This window comes from Halomonas sp. AOP25-F1-15 (assembly GCF_052378675.1).
Classification (GTDB): Bacteria; Pseudomonadota; Gammaproteobacteria; order Pseudomonadales; family Halomonadaceae; genus Vreelandella; species Vreelandella casei.
Genome location: NZ_JBQSXV010000003.1, coordinates 536,830 through 554,338, shown reverse-complemented (window position 1 = coordinate 554,338; position 17,509 = coordinate 536,830). Strand labels below are relative to the sequence as shown.

The following is a 17,509-nucleotide window of genomic DNA, read 5'->3' as shown; positions in this document are numbered from 1 at the left end:
TTGGGGCCTATTCGGAAAACATTTTTCGATGACCTGAAAACGCTAACCTGCTGACAAACCGAAGGTTTTCACCTTCATCCACCGCTGGTAACGCTAGGCGTCCCCGGCAGCGGATGCGTACTTTACGGACTCGCTGCCGGGTTGGCAAGGGCTCTGGTGAAAATAAGTATAAAAACTGACTGACCGGTTTAGCTCTTGGATTTTGCTTTGCGCATAATGGCTAAAACAGGACCTGATGCCACGTAGGTACCAAACAGCAATAGCAGCATTACTGACGGCTCGACCGAGATCAGCACAAAGGCTAATACGATGGCTAACAGCACCACAAAAGGCACCGGCTTACGTACATCAAACTCTTTAAAGCTGTAATAGCGAATATTGCTTACCATTAATACGCCGGCGGCGGCCACAACGACCAGCATCAGCAGCTTGAAACCAAACGCATCGGCGTCAAAGCTATGGAAGGTCCAGACACTAGCGGCGACTAACGCTGCGGCGGACGGGCTTGGCAAACCGATAAACCATTTTTTATCGACACTACCAATTTGGACATTAAAGCGCGCAAGGCGCAGCGCAGCGCAGGCAACGTAAAGGAAAGCGACCACCCAGCCGGTTTTACCAATGTCTTGCAGAATCCAAGTAAACGCGACCAATGCAGGCGCCATGCCGAACGAGATCATATCTGCCAGGCTATCGTACTCAGCCCCAAATTCGCTCTGCGTATTGGTCATACGTGCAACACGGCCATCCAAACCATCTAGCACCATCGCAATAAAAATCGCCACGGCTGCCGAGGCAAATTCACCATTAATGCCAGCAACCACGGCAAAGAAACCAGCAAACAGTGCCGATGTGGTAAATAGGTTGGGTAGTAGATAGATACCTTTACGGCGAATCTTCTTGCCGTCTTCTACCGCCTCTTCGACCACTTCGGTTTCACGCAGAAAAGCAGCCGCCAGATCTTCATTGCCACCGCCCTCTGAATGTTCGTCAGCGCCAGGCTGTGCCGGGCTGGACTGATCCAGATCTGAACTCTCCTTGCCTAGTCCTGCGGCTGGCTCACTCGAGCCTGGGTGCTGTTGATCGCGAGCGTCCTGTGTCATAGGTTTCATCCATTAAAAGTGAAATCACGGGAACAGTGTTGGCTTTCATTCTACACGGTGAATGGCACTCAGCCAGCCAATTGCAACTAGGCACCGGCAAACAGAAGCGCAAAAGCCGCCCATAAAAAAACGCCGCCCCAGTCAAATCATGGAAGCGGCGTTCTTTGCTTACTTATCGCGCTACTGGCGCTTAGAGCGATAAAACCTTGTCACCGCGGGCGATGCCCGAAACGCCGGTACGCGCAACTTCGAGAATACCCACGGGTGCCATTGCCTGCAGGAACGCATCAAGCTTGCCCGCATCGCCCGTAATCTGCACGGTATACAGGCTGGGCGTAACGTCGACGATCTGCGCGCGAAAAATATCCACTGTACGCTTTACCTCATCGCGTGCTGCTCCCAGCGCTTTCACTTTCACCAGCATCAGCTCACGCTCAATGTGGTTGCCTTCAGTAAGGTCCACCAACTTCACCACATCAATCAGCTTATTAAGATGCTTAGTGATCTGTTCAACCACACGGTCATCGCCTATGGTCGTAACCGTTAAGCGCGAAAGCGAGGGATCTTCCGTCGGCGCTACGTTAAGCGTTTCAATGTTGAAATTACGCTGAGAGAACAGCCCGACCACACGTGACAGCGCACCCGGCTCGTTCTCCATCAGAATCGAGATGATATGACGCATCAGGTACGCTCCGTTTTAGACAGCAGCATGTCGCGCATAGCGCCTAACGGCACCTGCATCGGATAGACGTGCTCAAAAGGGTCGACCTTCACGTCAAGGAACACCAGCTCATGCTTGTCAGCAAACGCACGCTCTAGCGCGGGCTCAAGCTCTGCAATCGTGGTCACCGTAATCGCCGTAAACCCATACGCTTCAATCAGCATATGAAAATCGGGGAGCGATTCCATATAGGAGTGTGCGTGGCGAGATTTGTAGTTCAAATCCTGCCATTGGCGCACCATGCCAAGCGACGCATTATTCAGATTGACGATTTTAACGCCTACACCATACTGCTTACAGGTGGAGAGCTCCTGCATCATCATCTGAAAACTGCCTTCACCGGTCACGCAGACAACGTCGCTTTCCGGAAAATTCTGTTTGACCCCCATCGCGGCAGGAAAACCAAAGCCCATAGTGCCTAACCCACCCGAGGTAATGAGCCGGTTAGGTTTATCAAACTTGTAATACTGGGCTGCAAACATCTGGTGCTGACCAACGTCCGTCGTCACATAAGCCTCGCCTCGCGTAACGCGGCAGAGGGCCTCAACGACTTCCTGCGGCTTAAGTGCCTCGCCGGGCTTTGAAGGCTCATAAAGTTTGCCGACACGATCGGCACGCCAGCCATCAATTTTTTGCCACCAATCGGTGAGCGCCTCTGGGTGAGCAATTTTCTGCCCTTGCACCAGGCTAATCATCTCATTGATAACACTAAGCGCAGGCCCAACAATGGGCACATCGGCACGCACCGTTTTAGAGATAGAGCTTGGATCAACGTCAACGTGAATAATTTTGGCTGTCGGGCAGAACTTTGATGTGCTGTTGGTCACGCGGTCATCAAAACGCGCTCCGATGGCAATGATCAGGTCGGCATGGTGCATGGCCATATTGGACTCATACGAACCGTGCATGCCCAGCCAGCCCAAACACTGCTGATCACTCTGGGGGTACGAACCAATGCCCATCAGCGTCGTAGTAATCGGATAACCCAGTTGTTTAACCAGGTCAGTTAGGCCATCGCTGGCTTTGCCGGCTACCACACCACCGCCGGTATAAAACACCGGCCGCTTGGCCTTGAGCATTAGCTCCACGGCTTTTTTGATCTGCCCAGCATGGCCACGTGTGACGGGGTTGTACGAGCGCATCTTGACCTTTTTAGGATAGATGTACTCGTAGCGCTCGGTCGGCGCGGTCATATCTTTGGGGATATCAACCACGACAGGACCAGGACGGCCAGTGGCGGCTAAATAAAACGCTTTTTTGAGCACTTCCGGAATTTCAGAAGGATGACGAATCGAGAAGCTATGCTTCACGATAGGCCGCGTTACCCCGACAATATCCGTTTCCTGGAAAGCATCTTCACCAATCAGGTGGCTGGCAACCTGGCCGCACAGCACCACCATGGGAATTGAGTCCATATAGGCGGTGGCAATACCGGTCACGGCGTTGGTCGCCCCAGGGCCTGACGTAACCAGCACGCAGCCGGGCTTACCCGAGGCACGAGCGTAGCCATCGGCGGCGTGAGTGGCCGCTTGTTCATGACGCACTAAAATGTGCTTCACTTTGTCCTGACGGAATAGCGCATCATAAATATGCAGCGCTGCACCGCCGGGGTAACCATAAATGTGTTCGATGCCCTCATCTTGCAAGAAGCGGGCGATCATATCTGCGCCGGAAAGCAGTTCCACTGTATTTCTCCCCTAGAGGTCTCGAGTGCGAGCCGTACCCACATGGGCACGGTGTCGAGTGCGGCGGTATGCCGCTGCCGGCCAATGCCGGCACCTGATGCCAAACCCTGGCATGTGGCCCGGTTAGGGCCTGCACTCTCATCGGAAACGCTGCTTAATGGCAACAAAAATCAGCTGTTCCCTTGCACGGCGGTTTGCCGCGCTGGGGCGTTGGCCAGGCTGAGCGGTTAGCTCGAGCCTGGAAGTCCTTCGGCGGGTAAAGGCTTTTGCCTACCCATCGCGCGGGGATGAGGGGTTGCCCGTTAAGTCCGCGCCCGCAAATCAGGAACCGATAAGATTCCATTAGCACCCTCAGCGTGTCAACCTCCGATCAGGTCAAACGCAACAAACGTTGCCGTAAGCCATTAAAAAAGCCCCGCCAGCCATGCCGAAGGGGCTTTTTGCTTATTCAATTGCGCGCCAGTAGCGGCATTTATGGTTAGACAAACACCAGTTTTCCGTCTTCCGCCGCAATATGAATGGTATCGCCCGGCGCAAACTTACCGGCCAGCAGGTCCTGCGCCAGCGGATTTTCAATACGCCGCTGAATTGCCCGCTTAAGCGGCCGCGCGCCATACACAGGATCAAAACCCACCACCGCTAGCTGAGCCATAGCCTCGTCACTGATCTCAAGCTTCAACTCATGTTCGGCAAGGCGCAGCTTCAAGCGCTCTAACTGAATACCGGCAATGGCCTGAATCTGCTCTTGCCCCAGCGCATGAAATACGACCACTTCGTCGATACGATTGATCAACTCAGGCCGGAAGTGATTACCCACCACCTCCATCACCATGTTCTTCATCAATTCATAGCGACTGTCTTCATCAGAACTATTTTTATCAGAACTTTCTGTATCGGCGCCAGTATCACCGCCCATGCGCTGAATAATGTCCGAACCCATATTGGACGTCATGACGATCACGGTATTGCGAAAATCCACTGTGCGACCCTGACCATCGGTTAAACGGCCATCTTCCAACACCTGCAGCAATATATTGAAGACATCGGGATGCGCTTTTTCCACCTCATCTAGCAGCAGCACGGAATAAGGCTTACGACGCACGGCTTCGGTTAAGTAGCCGCCTTCTTCATAGCCCACATAGCCCGGAGGCGCACCGATTAAACGAGCCACGGAGTGCTTCTCCATAAACTCTGACATATCGATACGCACCATCGCGTCTTCGGTATCGAACAAGAAGTTCGCCAGGGACTTACACAGCTCGGTTTTACCCACCCCGGTGGGGCCGAGGAATAAAAACGAACCGTTGGGTCGATTGGGGTCCGAAAGCCCGGCTCTAGAGCGACGCACGGCATTAGCCACAGCCTCTACGGCTTCGTCCTGGCCAATGACACGCTCATGCAGCGCGTCTTCCATGCGTAGCAATTTATCGCACTCACCTTCGAGCATTTTCGAGACAGGAATACCCGTCCAGCGCGACACGACTTCCGCAATTTCTTCTTCGGTGACATTAGAGCGCAACAGCTGATGGCTTGAGGTATCGGCTTCGCCCTCGCTGCTTTCAGCAATTTTTTTCTCAAGCTCAGGGATTTTGCCGTACTGAATTTCCGACATACGGCCAAGGTCGCCCTGGCGGCGCGCCTGCTCAAGGTCAAGGCGCACTTGCTCCAGCTCAGCCTTGAACTGGGCGGCACCTTGAATACTAGCCTTTTCCGCCTTCCAGATTTCATCCAGGTCAGCGTACTCGCGCTCTAACTCATGGATCTGATTATTGAGGGCTTCGAGGCGCTTTTTAGACGCGTCATCGGTCTCTTTCTTCAGCGCCTCACGCTCCATTTTTAGCTGAATCAGCCGCCGATCAAGACGATCCATTGCTTCTGGCTTGGAGTCCAGCTCCATGCGAATACGCGAGGCGGCCTCATCGATCAAGTCGATAGCTTTATCGGGCAACTGACGATCAGTGATATAGCGCGTCGATAGCTTAGCCGCCGCAATGATCGCGGAATCGGTAATATCCACCCCGTGGTGAACTTCGTAGCGCTCTTTTAGGCCACGCAAAATCGCCACGGTATCTTCTTCCGAAGGCTCATCGACCAAGACTTTCTGAAAGCGACGCTCCAGCGCGGCATCTTTTTCAATGTACTTACGGTACTCATCAAGCGTGGTAGCGCCGACGCAGTGCAGCTCACCACGCGCCAGTGCGGGCTTAAGCATATTGCCCGCATCCATCGCGCCTTCCGCTTTGCCAGCGCCGACCATGGTGTGCAGCTCATCGATAAACAGAATGACCCGCCCTTCTTCCTGGGAGAGCTCTTTAAGTACGGACTTCAGACGCTCTTCGAATTCACCACGGAATTTGGCTCCGGCTAACAGTGAGCCCATATCCAGCGACAGCACGCGTTTATCTTTTAAGCCTTCAGGCACTTCGCCGTTGACGATACGCTGCGCCAACCCTTCGACAATGGCGGTTTTACCCACGCCCGGCTCACCGATGAGCACAGGATTGTTTTTAGTGCGCCGCTGTAACACTTGGATAGTGCGGCGAATCTCATCGTCGCGGCCAATGACAGGGTCGAGCTTGCCATCCAGCGCCCGCTGAGTAAGGTCCATCGTGTACTTATTGAGCGCTTCACGCTGGTCTTCCGCATTCGGATCATCGACCGTAGCGCCGCCTCGCAGGCTGTTAATCGCCGCCTCAAGAGTTTTACGATTAATCCCAACGTCTTTGAGCAGCTTAGTAAGGGGCGAATTCATTTCTAGCGCCGCAAGCAACACAAGCTCGCTGGCAATAAACTGGTCGCCGCGCTTTTGCGCTTCGCGATCCGTTAAGTTGAAGAGCTTGATGAAATCGCGCGATGGCTGCACTTCGCCGTCGAACTGTCCTACCTTCGGCAAATTATCCAGCTGCTGCACTAAACCGTCGCGCAGACGCGCACTATTGCCTTCGGCTTTCTCAATCAGCGCTTTAATACCGGTGTCTTTGGTGTCGAGCAGGGCAAGCAGCAAATGCGCAGGGTCTAGCTGATTATGGCCGCGGCCAACGGCAAGCGACTGCGCTTGGGCAATAGCGCTTTGGAGCTTGGCGGTAAATTTATCAAAACGCATGGCGTTCCTCCTGGGGTTGCCGTGCGTTTGGACGCACCGCGTAACCCGTTAACGTGTCGTTAGACGTGCTAATAATTTTTAGCTTGACAAGTTAAATGGCGTCATTTCTGCGCTTTTCAAGAGGTAGATTAACAAACCGCTGACTTATTAAATCTTTAATGACCGCTAGTCGATCCAAATCACACTGGCCATGCGACCTGTTTTGCCGCCATCGCGACGATAAGAGTAAAAACGTGACTCGCAGGCGGTACAGAAATGACCGCCGCTGATGTGGGTAATGCCTAATGCCTCTAACCGAAAACGCGCCAGCCGATATAGGTCGGCCATGTAATGACCCAGCCGATAAGGGCTGTGATCAAAGGCTTCAGCCGTATCAGGATGAACAGCGACAAAAGCGCCGTACACCTCAGGCCCCACTTCAAACTGGGCATTAGAAATAGCGGGGCCTAGCCACACCAAAATATCATCAGGGTCGGTATTCATGGCCGCAATGGTCGCCTCTAAAACGCCCCCGGCTAAACCTCGCCATCCTGCGTGAGCAACTGCTACCTGAGTACCCGCACGATTACAAAACATCACCGGCAAGCAGTCAGCTGTCAATACGACACAGGCGTACTCACTGGTGGTCGTGAGCGCCGCGTCTGCATCGGGCGCTTCAACGCCCGGCACTGCCGGTTGATAACCCTGCTGAACGCGCGCGCCATGGGTTTGATTGAGCCATAGCAGCGGCCGCTCATCGCCTATCTCTTTTTGCAACAGCCGGCGACACAGCGCCACGTGGTCGGGGTTGTCGCCAACGTGAGCGGCAGGATTAAAAGCGGCAAAGTCATCTTGACTAGGCCCTGCCTCACGCGTGGTGACAAAAGCACGTACGTTGGCCGGCGCGGGCCAGTCTGGGATTAGCAGCGTGGGCCGTAAATCAATGGCATCGCTCATCTCATGGTCTCGTTATCTTCACGCAGGTAGTCCAGCAACATTAACAAATCATCGGGAAGATCCACCTGAAACGTTAAGGTTTCGCCACTTACCGGGTGCTTGAAAATTAATTTTCGCGCATGCAATGCCTGACGGGGAAACTCGCGCAGGATTTCCTTCAAAGGCTCAGCTGCCCCAGGCGGCAGCTTGGCGCGACCACCGTACATGGGGTCTCCCACTAGGGGGTAGCGGGCGTGCGCCATGTGAACACGAATTTGGTGAGTACGCCCCGTTTCTAACTTGCAGCGAACATGTGTGTGGGCGCGAAACCGCTCAACCACGCGAAAATGCGTGATGGCTGGCTTGCCCGCCGTCGTCACCGCCTGGCGCTTGCGATCTTTCGGATGACGTCCAATCGGCGCATCAATGGTGCTGCCTGAAACCGGCTTGCCAATCACCACTGCATCGTACTGGCGTGACACGCTGCGCGCCTGCATCTGCTCAACCAGCGCCGTTTGCGCAGGCAGCGTCTTGGCCACCATCATCAGTCCCGTGGTGTCTTTGTCCAGGCGGTGTACGATGCCTGCACGGGGCACTTGAGCAATGGCCGGATGATGATAAAGCAGCGCATTGAGCAAGGTGCCGTCAGGATTACCCGCCGCTGGGTGTACCACCATGCCGGCGGCTTTATTAATCACCATCATAATATCGTCTTCATAGACGACATCTAGGGGGATATTCTGGGCTTCAAAGCGCGTATCTTCTTCAATGGTCGCCTGCAGAGCCAGCACTTCATAGCCATGCAGTTTGGCTTTCGGCTTGAGCTGAGCGCCATCTACCGTTAACTCCCCGCTATTAATCCACGCTTTTAAGCGCTCGCGGGAATAATCGCTGAACAACTCAGCCGCCGCTTGGTCTAAACGCGCACCGGCTAAAGAGGCGGGCACACGCTGCGTGTCTTCAACTATTCGAGACATGAAAAACCTCTTTAAAACGCAAAAACCCTAGCCTGACGCAAAAATTTAGCTAAAGCATGGCACTATTTTCAACAACGACACCCGGCGAAACGTCGCTAAGCCTGCGTTTTAGGCCGAGGTGTTTTATAGTGGGTGGACTGCGACCTATACTATCACGGCCATCGCCACTTTTTTGGTGATTGAGGCTTGTTTGCAACGAGGATGATGATGCGCGTTTTTTCAGCTGCCAACCGCTTTGGTGCTCTAGCCCTAAGCCTTACCCTGCTAGCGGGCTGTGCAAGTAATGACACCAGCGATGAAGAGCCAGATGAGTTTGCTGGGGTACAAGAACGCGAGCTGTATGAACTTGCTCGTACGGCTCTAGACAGTAATCGCTACCCGATTGCGATAGACCGTTTAGAAGCACTGGATACTCGCTATCCGTTTGGTGCGCATGCCGAGCAGGCACAGCTTGAGTTGGTCTATGCCTACTACGAAAACAGCAACTGGGAAGAAGCGCGTGCGGCGGCTAGCCGCTTTATTCGCCTGCACCCCGACCACCCACAAGTAGATTACGCCTACTACCTGCGTGGTCTTTCCGCGTGGCAAGCGGGTCGTTTCAGCTTAGAACGTCTGCGCTTAATTGATATCTCAAAGCGTGACCTGGGCGCCTCACGGGATGCCTATAATGATTTCCGTGAGCTTATTCAGCGCCACCCGCAAAGTGAATACGCGCCCGATGCTCAACAGCGTATTGTTTACCTGCGTGAACTGATGGCCCGGCACGAGCTGCACGTCGCAGATTACTACCTACGCCGCGGGGCTTATTTAGCCGCCGTTGAGCGTGGCCGCTGGGTAATCGAAAACTATCCTGAGTCCAGCGCCACTCGCGACGCCCTAGCCACGATGGTAGAAGGCTATCAAGGGCTGGATATGGATGATCGCGCCAGTGAAGTGCTCGCGGTGCTGCGTGAGAACGCGCCCGATCACGAACAGCTGCAGGGCAATCGTTTCGTGCCCAAGCACGTGAAAAAGAGCGACTAACGAACCGTAAAGGCTTCGTGAACGACGTCTTTGAATGACGTTTTTCAAAAACGTTTTTCAAAAACTAAAAAACCACGCCTCGGCGTGGTTTTTTGGTTTTCTTACTCAGCGATGCTTAAAAACGCCCGGCCTAATCGCCGGGCTGCCATCCATTCACAATCGGATAGCGGCGGTCGCGGCCAAAGCCTCGTGGCGTGACGCGAACACCAATAGGTGCCTGGCGACGCTTATACTCACAGCGATCGACGAGCTTAACGACTTTATACACATCTTCATGATCGAACCCGGCGGCGATGATCGCCTCCGCGCTCATATCGCCTTCGATGTAATTGACCAAGATCGCGTCCAGAACGTCGTAGTCCGGCAACGAGTCGCTGTCCTGCTGATCGGGCGCCAGCTCTGCGCTAGGCGGGCGCTCAATCACACGCGCCGGAATAGCCGGCGACTGGGTATTGCGCCAGCGAGCCAGACGATACACCCAGGTTTTATACACGTCTTTAATTGCGTTATAGCCACCCACCATATCGCCGTAAAGCGTCGCGTAGCCCACCGCCATTTCGCTCTTGTTACCGGTGGTCAGTACCATCAGGCCTTTCTTATTCGAAAGTGCCATGAGCAGCACGCCACGACAGCGCGACTGCAGGTTTTCTTCCGTCGTATCCCGTTCGGTACCTGCAAAGCTCTCCGCCAGCGTCTCCATAAACGCCTCGACCATGGGTTCAATCGGCAGAACTTCGTAGTGCACACCTAGCAAGTTGGCCTGCTCGGCAGCGTCCTGTTTGGAGATGTCTGCCGTGTAATGATAAGGCATCATCACCGCCTGCACCCGCTGAGGGCCCAGAGCATCGACCGCAATGGCTAGCGAGAGCGCGGAATCAATGCCGCCGGAAAGCCCCAGCACGACCCCGTCAAAACCACTTTTGTTGACATAATCGCGCAGACCGGTAACCAGTGCGCAGTAAAGGCTTTCTTCCGGTGCCGCTTCAGGATCAATCTCGCCGGGCTGAGGCTCCCATACCGTGGCACTGGTTTGTAAAAACTGAATCGGCATCAAGCCAGCCTGCCAATACGGCGCTAACACCTGCAACTCACCGCTGGCGTTAACGCAGCAAGAGCCGCCATCAAAGACGAGCTCGTCCTGGCCGCCTATGGTATTCACATACACAATCGGGCGTTTAACGTCTTGGGCGTGCTGCTCTAATAAGCGCAGCCGTTCGGCGGGCTTGTCCTGGTGATAAGGCGAGGCATTCAGCGTAATCAGCACTTCAGCACCCGCCTGAGTCGTGGCCTTGACCGGCGCGCCATCCCACAGGTCTTCGCAGATCAAGATGCCTAATCGAGCGCCCTTGTGCTCATAGACCAGCGGCTGTGTGCCGGGCGTGAAATAGCGCTGCTCGTCAAACACCTGATAGTTAGGCAGCGCCTGCTTGGCGTACTCAGCTTCCCACTGACCGTTGTAAAGCACCCCAGCCAGGTTATAACACTGCCCTTCGCGTACGCCTGGATAGCCGATAATCACCAGCACATCGCGGGAGATTTTCGACGCCATTAAAGCGCGAGCTTCGCGCAGGCGTGTTTCCATTGAGGGGCGCAGCAGTAAATCTTCCGGCGGATAACCCGACAAAAAAAGCTCCGGAAAGACCACAATATCCGCCCCATGCTCAATTCGCGCTTCGCGCACGGCTTCAATGGCACGCGCGGCGTTGCCGGGAATATCCCCGACCAAAGGATCGAGTTGGGCCATTACCAGCGTTAAGTCTTGCATGGGCATCAAAATCTCTTGAGAATCTTAAGAATAGGGTTGCACCGTCATACGGCATTGTCCCGCAAGGGCCGCCAGCTAGCAAAGGCCGCGCGACACACTCACCACTTCCATCCCTGCTTCGGGAGACACAAAAGGATGAACCTCTTGATCATTCGGCTGATTATCTTCGCCGTTCTATTCTATGTCGGTTTAAAGCTTTACGGCCTCTACCGTCAACGCAAACTCGACCATCAGGTGCAGAGTAACAAAATCAACCGTCATGAAGGTGGCGAAATGGTGCGCTGCCGCTGGTGCGAAGTCCACGTTCCCGAACAAGAAGCGCTACGTGACCAAGAGCAGTGGTTCTGTTCTAGCGCCCATCGCAACCGTTTTCTGCAAGAACAGCAAAATAAAGACGGCACACCTTAAATCGCGGCCAGCCGTGCGGGCGTAAGCTGATAAGGCGCCGGGTCTACCAGCGGCGTGCGGCCTAACAACTGGTCAACGAGTAAATGGGTCGAGGCCGGTGCTAACACTAAGCCATTGCGATAATGCCCGGCATTGACGAACACGTTAGGCCACTCAGGCAGTGCGCCAATAAAGGGTACGCCGTCAGGGGAGCCCGGGCGTAGCCCGGCCCACTGATTCGCCACCGGGCAGCTTGCCAAGGCGGGCACCATCGCCTCTGCGCTCTGCTTTAATGAGGCGAGCGCCGCCTCGTCGGTGGTCTTATCAAAGCCCGCCTCTTCCAGTGTCGAGCCCACTAGCAGCAGGCCGTCTGCGCGCGGAATGATATAGCGACCGTCTTTTAATACCACGCGCCGCACCAAGCCTTTGGGTGCCTGATAAGCGATCATCTGCCCTTTCACCGGTCTTACCGGTAGCCGCACCTCTAGCTGCGCTAACAGCTGAGCTGCCCAGGCGCCGCCGCATACCACAATGCGCTCAGCCTTCAATAGCCCCTGGGAAGAGACAACGCCATCTACCTGGCTATTGCTATCACTAAACCCACTGACGTCGCACTGCTCGCGCAGCGTGACATTAGGCATCGCTGCTAGACGGGCTTTCAGCGCTTTAGCTAAGCGTGGGTTGCGCACGCTGCCCAGCGTCGGCATCCACAGCGCGCTGTCGGCTGCCATCGCAACGCCGGGTTCTTTATGGCCGACAAAGTCTTTTCCCACCCTTTCGAGGGGCTTGCCCAGCTCCCGAGCCCAGTTCAGCGCGTCTTCAGCATCGTCCACGTTCAGATACAGCAGCCCTTTTTGGCGATACTCAGGATCGATACCGGTTTCTTCCAACAGTCGCAGTGCTAAAGAGGGGTAAACGCCTTCAGACCAGCGTGACAGCTGCGACACCGCCGCGGCGTAGCGCCATGGATAAAGCGGCGACACAATGCCACCGCCGGCCCATGAAGCCTCTTTCCCGCACTCGCCGCGCTCAACCAGCGTTACTTGCTGGCCAGCATCGGCTAGTTGCAACGCCGTCATCATACCGATGACGCCGCCACCAATAATTAAGAAATCGCTCACAAAAATGTCCGTTTTGGCTTACATAAAAAATGCTCAGCGACGCCTAGTGTGACCTATGAGCTTAAGAGATTCGCTGCTGGCAACGGACAGTGAGCATAGCGCGGGCGTTAACAGGGTCAAGTGGGGAGTCGGCGATGAGCGAAGACCAGATCAACATACACACCTCACTTGAAGGTGGATTTACGCTGCTTGAGCTTCTCGTCACACTGCTGCTGGTGGGTATTATTAGCGTCTGGGGAGTGCCGCGCTTTCAAGCACTGGGCGAACGATCCGCACAAGCAAGCGAGGTTAATCGGCTACAGAGCACGTTTTCTTTAGCACGCAATACCGCGATTAGCCAACGCAGCCATATCACGGTGTGCCCCACGGCTGGCGACCGCAGCGCCTGTAATAACGACTGGGCCGGTGAGCTAATAATTGTGCGTGGGAGTGACACCGATGGCATACAAGCTCAAGACATCCTGCGCATTATGCCTATTCAACGGAACACACAGGTGACTTACAGCCGCGGCTGGTCGCGCATTCGCTATGACCCGATGGGCTATACCAGCGGCTTCAACGGCAGCTTTACCGTTTGTGCTGGCCATCGCGCCGAAGGCGCTCAGGGTCAAAAGCTGGTGCTCAGCCAGCTAGGGCGGCTGAGGATTGATGAAGCGCCTATCGATTGCTAGACGCCTCATCATGCAGGGAAAGATTACCCGGCAATACCGTCTAGGTAACGCTCGGCATCCAATGCAGCCATGCAACCACTGCCCGCAGAGGTAATGGCTTGGCGGTAAATGTGATCCATGACATCACCGCAGGCAAATACGCCCGGTATACTGGTGGCAGTGGCATTACCTTCCAACCCGGAATTCACTTTGATATAGCCGCCATTCATCGTTAACTGGCCCGCAAAGATGCCGGTATTAGGACTATGACCAATCGCAATGAACAAACCTGGCGCATGAATTTCTTTGCTTGAACCATCTTTGGTGGATTTAACGCGAATACCGGTGACGCCCGAGTTATCGCCCAGCACCTCCTCGACCTCCTGGAACCACTCAAGCGCGATTTTGCCCGCTTCGGCTTTCTCAAACAGCTTGTCTTGCAAGATTTTTTCCGCGCGCAGGGTGTCGCGGCGATGCACCAGCGTCACCTTGGAAGCGATATTGGAAAGGTACAGCGCCTCTTCCACGGCAGTGTTACCGCCACCCACCACAATGACTTCTTGGTTACGATAGAAAAAACCATCGCAGGTAGCGCAGGCAGAAACGCCCTGGCCCATAAACTGCTGCTCAGTGGGCAGCCCCAGATAACGCGCGCTGGCACCGGTCGCCACAATCAGCGCATCACAGGTATAAAGGCCGCTATCGCCTTTCAACGTAAACGGTTTTTCGCCTAAACTGACCTCATTGATATGGTCGAACAGTACTTCCGTATTGAAGCGTTCAGCATGCTGCTGCATGCGTTCCATCAATTCTGGGCCCTGAACACCCTGAGCGTCACCCGGCCAATTATCCACGTCGGTCGTCGTCGTTAGCTGCCCGCCGGCTTGAATACCGGTGATCAATAACGGCTTCAAGTTTGCCCGCGCGGCGTAAACGGCGGCCGTGTAGCCAGCCGGGCCGGATCCAAGAATAATCAAACGCTCATGACGAGTTTCCATGACACCACCTTCTAGAGACTTAACTGATAGCTTTATCGATAGCCGTGTAAACAATAGCTATGCAAACAATTTGGCAGAGAGTCTGCCTGAAATGGCGTCAAGTACAAGCTATTGCAAGGTTTGCCATAGGCTATTAGGCGAATAAACCTTGAAAGCAACTGTGCAAACACCCATGTATTATTACTATGGTAAGCCATACTATAAAGAAAGACCGTGACCGTCACGTTGAGCTAAACGCTCAGCAACAAGAGGAGAATGGCATGAGCAAGATACCTGATACGCTAAGTACCTTAGAGGTTGGCAGCACCACGTATCACTACTACAGCCTCCCCCAAGCGGCCGGGGTGCTCGGCAACATCGATCGGCTGCCCAAAACGCTCAAGATTCTACTCGAAAACCAGCTGCGCTTCGCCGATGACGAGAGCGTAGCCGAAGAAGACATGCAGGCTTTGGTCGACTGGCAGGCCGAAGGCAAATCTAGCCGCGAAATAGGTTATCGCCCCGCGCGCGTATTAATGCAGGACTTTACCGGCGTGCCCGGCGTAGTGGATTTAGCTTCCATGCGCGCCGCCGTAGAAAGCCTTAACGAAGACCCTGCGAAGATCAATCCGCTGACCCCTGTCGATCTGGTCATCGATCACTCAGTGATGGTCGATAATTTCGGCAACGCTGGCGCATTTCAAGAAAACGTCGATATTGAAATGCAGCGCAACCGCGAGCGCTATGAGTTTTTGCGCTGGGGCCAGCAGGCCTTTGACAACTTCCGCGTTGTGCCACCCGGCACCGGCATTTGCCACCAGGTGAACCTGGAGTACTTGGGCAAAACCGTATGGACCAAAGAAGAGGACGGCAAGTCCTTTGCTTACCCTGACACGCTGGTGGGCACTGACTCACACACCACGATGATTAACGGCCTGGGCGTGCTTGGCTGGGGCGTGGGCGGCATTGAAGCCGAAGCAGCCATGCTCGGCCAGCCGGTGTCGATGCTGATCCCCGAAGTGATTGGCTTTAAGTTGACCGGCAAGATGCGCGAAGGCATTACCGCCACCGATTTGGTGCTGACGGTCACTGAGATGCTGCGCAAAAAAGGCGTAGTGGGTAAATTTGTTGAGTTCTACGGCGACGGTTTGAAAGACCTGCCGCTGGCCGATCGTGCCACTATCGCCAATATGGCGCCTGAATACGGCGCTACCTGCGGGTTCTTCCCGGTCGATGATGAAACGCTGAACTATTTGCGCCTAACCGGACGCGAAGATGACCAGGTTGCGCTTGTCGAGGCGTACAGCAAAGCCCAGGGCCTATGGCGCGAGCCCAACGATGAGCCGATATTCACCGATGCCCTGCAGTTAGATATGACAGAGGTAGTCGCTAGCCTTGCCGGCCCCAAACGCCCTCAGGATCGCGTGGCGCTACAAGACATGGCGTCGGCCTTTGGTAAGTTCATGCAGGAAGATACGAAGGCAAGCGCTACAGAGAAGGGCAAGTTCTCTTCTGAAGGTGGCCAAACCGCCGTGGGCGTAGAGCGCAGCTTCAAAGATGACACCAGCCAAGCCGTTAAGCTGAATGATCGCGACTTCAGCCTTGACCCTGGCGCGGTGGTCATTGCAGCCATTACGTCGTGCACGAACACTTCAAACCCAAGCGTTATGATGGCGGCGGGGCTGCTGGCACGTAAGGCTCGCGAAAAAGGATTAACCACCCAGCCATGGGTAAAGACCTCACTGGCACCGGGTTCTAAAGTAGTCACCGACTACCTAGCAGCCGCGGGCTTAAATGAGGACTTGGACGCCCTAGGCTTTAACCTGGTCGGCTACGGATGCACAACCTGTATCGGCAACTCAGGCCCTCTTGCCGATGAGATTGAGCAGGCGATTAACACCGGCGACCTTGCTGTCGCGTCGGTGCTTTCCGGCAACCGTAACTTCGAAGGCCGCGTTCATCCGCTGGTAAAAACCAACTGGCTTGCATCGCCCCCCCTGGTTGTTGCCTATGCACTGGCCGGCAACGTGCAGCGCGACCTTACCAAGGAACCGCTAGGACAAGATAGCAATGGTGAGCCCGTCTATCTCAAAGACATTTGGCCGACTCAGGCTGAGATTGCCACTGCCGTCGAGAAGGTCAACACCGATATGTTCCGTAAAGAATACGGTGCGGTGTTTGAGGGCGATGATGTCTGGAAAGCGATCAGCGTTTCGAAAAGTAAGGTCTATCAGTGGCCTGAATCCACCTACATCCAGCACCCGCCGTTCTTTGAAGGCATGGGCCGTGAGCCGGATGCCATCGAAGACGTACACAGCGCCCGCGTGCTAGCGATGCTGGGTGACTCGGTGACCACCGACCACATTTCCCCTGCCGGTGCCATTAAACCCGACAGCCCTGCGGGCCGCTACTTGCAAGAAAACGGCGTCAAGCCGGTCGACTTCAACTCTTACGGTTCACGCCGTGGCAACCATGAAGTCATGATGCGCGGTACTTTCGCTAACGTGCGTATCAAAAACGAGATGCTTGATGGCGTCGTCGGCGGTGAGACTCGCCATGTACCCAGCGGCGAACAGATGGCTATTTACGATGCGGCCATGAAGTACAAAGAGGAAGGTAAACCGCTAGTCGTTATTGCCGGTAAAGAGTACGGCACCGGCTCCTCGCGAGACTGGGCTGCCAAAGGTACGCGCCTGCTGGGCGTGCGCGCCGTGATTGCCGAATCCTTCGAGCGTATTCACCGCTCCAACCTAATCGGCATGGGCGTTGTACCGCTGCAGTTTGCGGAAGGTGAAAGCCGTCAAACGCTAAAATTGACCGGCGACGAAGAGATTTCGATTGCGGGTTTAAGCGATCTCACGCCGGGCGGTACGGTGAAGGTAGTCATCAAAACTGCCGATGGGGAACGCACCGTTGATGCCAAGTGCCGAATTGATACGGTAAACGAGCTGGCTTACTACCGCCACGGTGGTATCCTTCACTACGTGCTGCGCAAGATGATCGGCGCAGCCTAAAGGTAAAACCTACCAATGCTTGCATGCCCCCACCTCGGTGGGGGCTTTTTTTTTGCCTTAAACCTGCG

At 54.9% G+C, this 17,509-nt stretch carries 13 protein-coding genes; 4 read left to right on the top strand and 9 right to left on the bottom strand.

Annotation, left to right across the window (positions count from 1 at the left end; translation table 11 throughout):
- Nucleotides 1–188: 188 nt before the first annotated feature.
- The 6 genes from pssA to rluD form a co-directional block, all read right to left on the bottom strand.
- A complete protein-coding gene (pssA, locus tag ACT3TF_RS08420) occupies nt 189–1,103 on the bottom strand; it encodes a CDP-diacylglycerol--serine O-phosphatidyltransferase (RefSeq protein ID WP_412767933.1) in 915 nt (304 codons plus the stop codon).
- Between the two features lie 190 nt (nt 1,104–1,293).
- The gene (gene ilvN, locus ACT3TF_RS08415) at nt 1,294–1,785 is read right to left on the bottom strand and encodes an acetolactate synthase small subunit (RefSeq protein WP_096277993.1); all 492 of its coding nucleotides are present in this window, start codon (nt 1,783–1,785) and stop codon (nt 1,294–1,296) included.
- Complete coding sequence (locus ACT3TF_RS08410; protein ID WP_192536293.1) at nt 1,785–3,509, bottom strand: acetolactate synthase 3 large subunit; 1,725 nt, start codon at nt 3,507–3,509, stop codon at nt 1,785–1,787. The genes ilvN and ACT3TF_RS08410 overlap by 1 nt, the downstream gene beginning before the upstream one ends.
- Before the next feature lie 478 nt (nt 3,510–3,987).
- Nucleotides 3,988–6,612 carry an ATP-dependent chaperone ClpB gene (gene clpB / locus ACT3TF_RS08405; RefSeq protein ID WP_444672017.1) on the bottom strand — a complete coding sequence of 875 codons (2,625 nt, stop codon included), beginning with the start codon at nt 6,610–6,612 and terminating at the stop codon, nt 3,988–3,990.
- 165 nt (nt 6,613–6,777) lie between these two features.
- Entirely contained in the window at nt 6,778–7,548 is a 771-nt protein-coding gene (gene pgeF, locus ACT3TF_RS08400; protein ID WP_192536291.1) for a peptidoglycan editing factor PgeF, read from the bottom strand.
- Complete coding sequence (gene rluD / locus ACT3TF_RS08395; RefSeq protein WP_192536290.1) at nt 7,545–8,504, bottom strand: 23S rRNA pseudouridine(1911/1915/1917) synthase RluD; 960 nt, start codon at nt 8,502–8,504, stop codon at nt 7,545–7,547. Before rluD ends, pgeF begins: the two co-directional genes overlap by 4 nt.
- Before the next feature lie 207 nt (nt 8,505–8,711).
- Between rluD and ACT3TF_RS08390 the strand changes: the two genes are divergently transcribed.
- A complete protein-coding gene (locus tag ACT3TF_RS08390) occupies nt 8,712–9,527 on the top strand; it encodes an outer membrane protein assembly factor BamD (RefSeq protein ID WP_192536289.1) in 816 nt (271 codons plus the stop codon).
- 130 nt (nt 9,528–9,657) lie between these two features.
- Here the strand turns inward: ACT3TF_RS08390 and ACT3TF_RS08385 are convergent, their stop codons facing one another.
- Entirely contained in the window at nt 9,658–11,292 is a 1,635-nt protein-coding gene (locus ACT3TF_RS08385; RefSeq protein ID WP_444672029.1) for an NAD+ synthase, read from the bottom strand.
- Between the two features lie 135 nt (nt 11,293–11,427).
- Between ACT3TF_RS08385 and ACT3TF_RS08380 the strand changes: the two genes are divergently transcribed.
- A complete protein-coding gene (locus tag ACT3TF_RS08380; RefSeq protein WP_444672016.1) occupies nt 11,428–11,700 on the top strand; it encodes a PP0621 family protein in 273 nt (90 codons plus the stop codon).
- Here ACT3TF_RS08380 and thiO read toward each other — a convergent pair.
- A complete protein-coding gene (gene thiO, locus ACT3TF_RS08375) occupies nt 11,697–12,800 on the bottom strand; it encodes a glycine oxidase ThiO (RefSeq protein WP_444672015.1) in 1,104 nt (367 codons plus the stop codon). The genes ACT3TF_RS08380 and thiO overlap by 4 nt on opposite strands.
- Before the next feature lie 134 nt (nt 12,801–12,934).
- Between thiO and ACT3TF_RS08370 the strand changes: the two genes are divergently transcribed.
- On the top strand, nt 12,935–13,471 hold the full coding sequence (locus ACT3TF_RS08370; RefSeq protein ID WP_096277977.1) for a GspH/FimT family pseudopilin: 537 nt from the start codon (nt 12,935–12,937) through the stop codon (nt 13,469–13,471).
- Between the two features lie 23 nt (nt 13,472–13,494).
- On the opposite strand, the gene trxB is transcribed toward ACT3TF_RS08370, so the two are convergent.
- Entirely contained in the window at nt 13,495–14,448 is a 954-nt protein-coding gene (gene trxB, locus ACT3TF_RS08365; RefSeq protein WP_441686576.1) for a thioredoxin-disulfide reductase, read from the bottom strand.
- A gap of 260 nt (nt 14,449–14,708) precedes the next feature.
- Here trxB and acnA point away from each other — a divergent pair, with 260 nt between their 5' ends.
- Entirely contained in the window at nt 14,709–17,441 is a 2,733-nt protein-coding gene (gene acnA, locus ACT3TF_RS08360) for an aconitate hydratase AcnA (RefSeq protein ID WP_441686577.1), read from the top strand.
- Nucleotides 17,442–17,509: the final 68 nt, after the last annotated feature.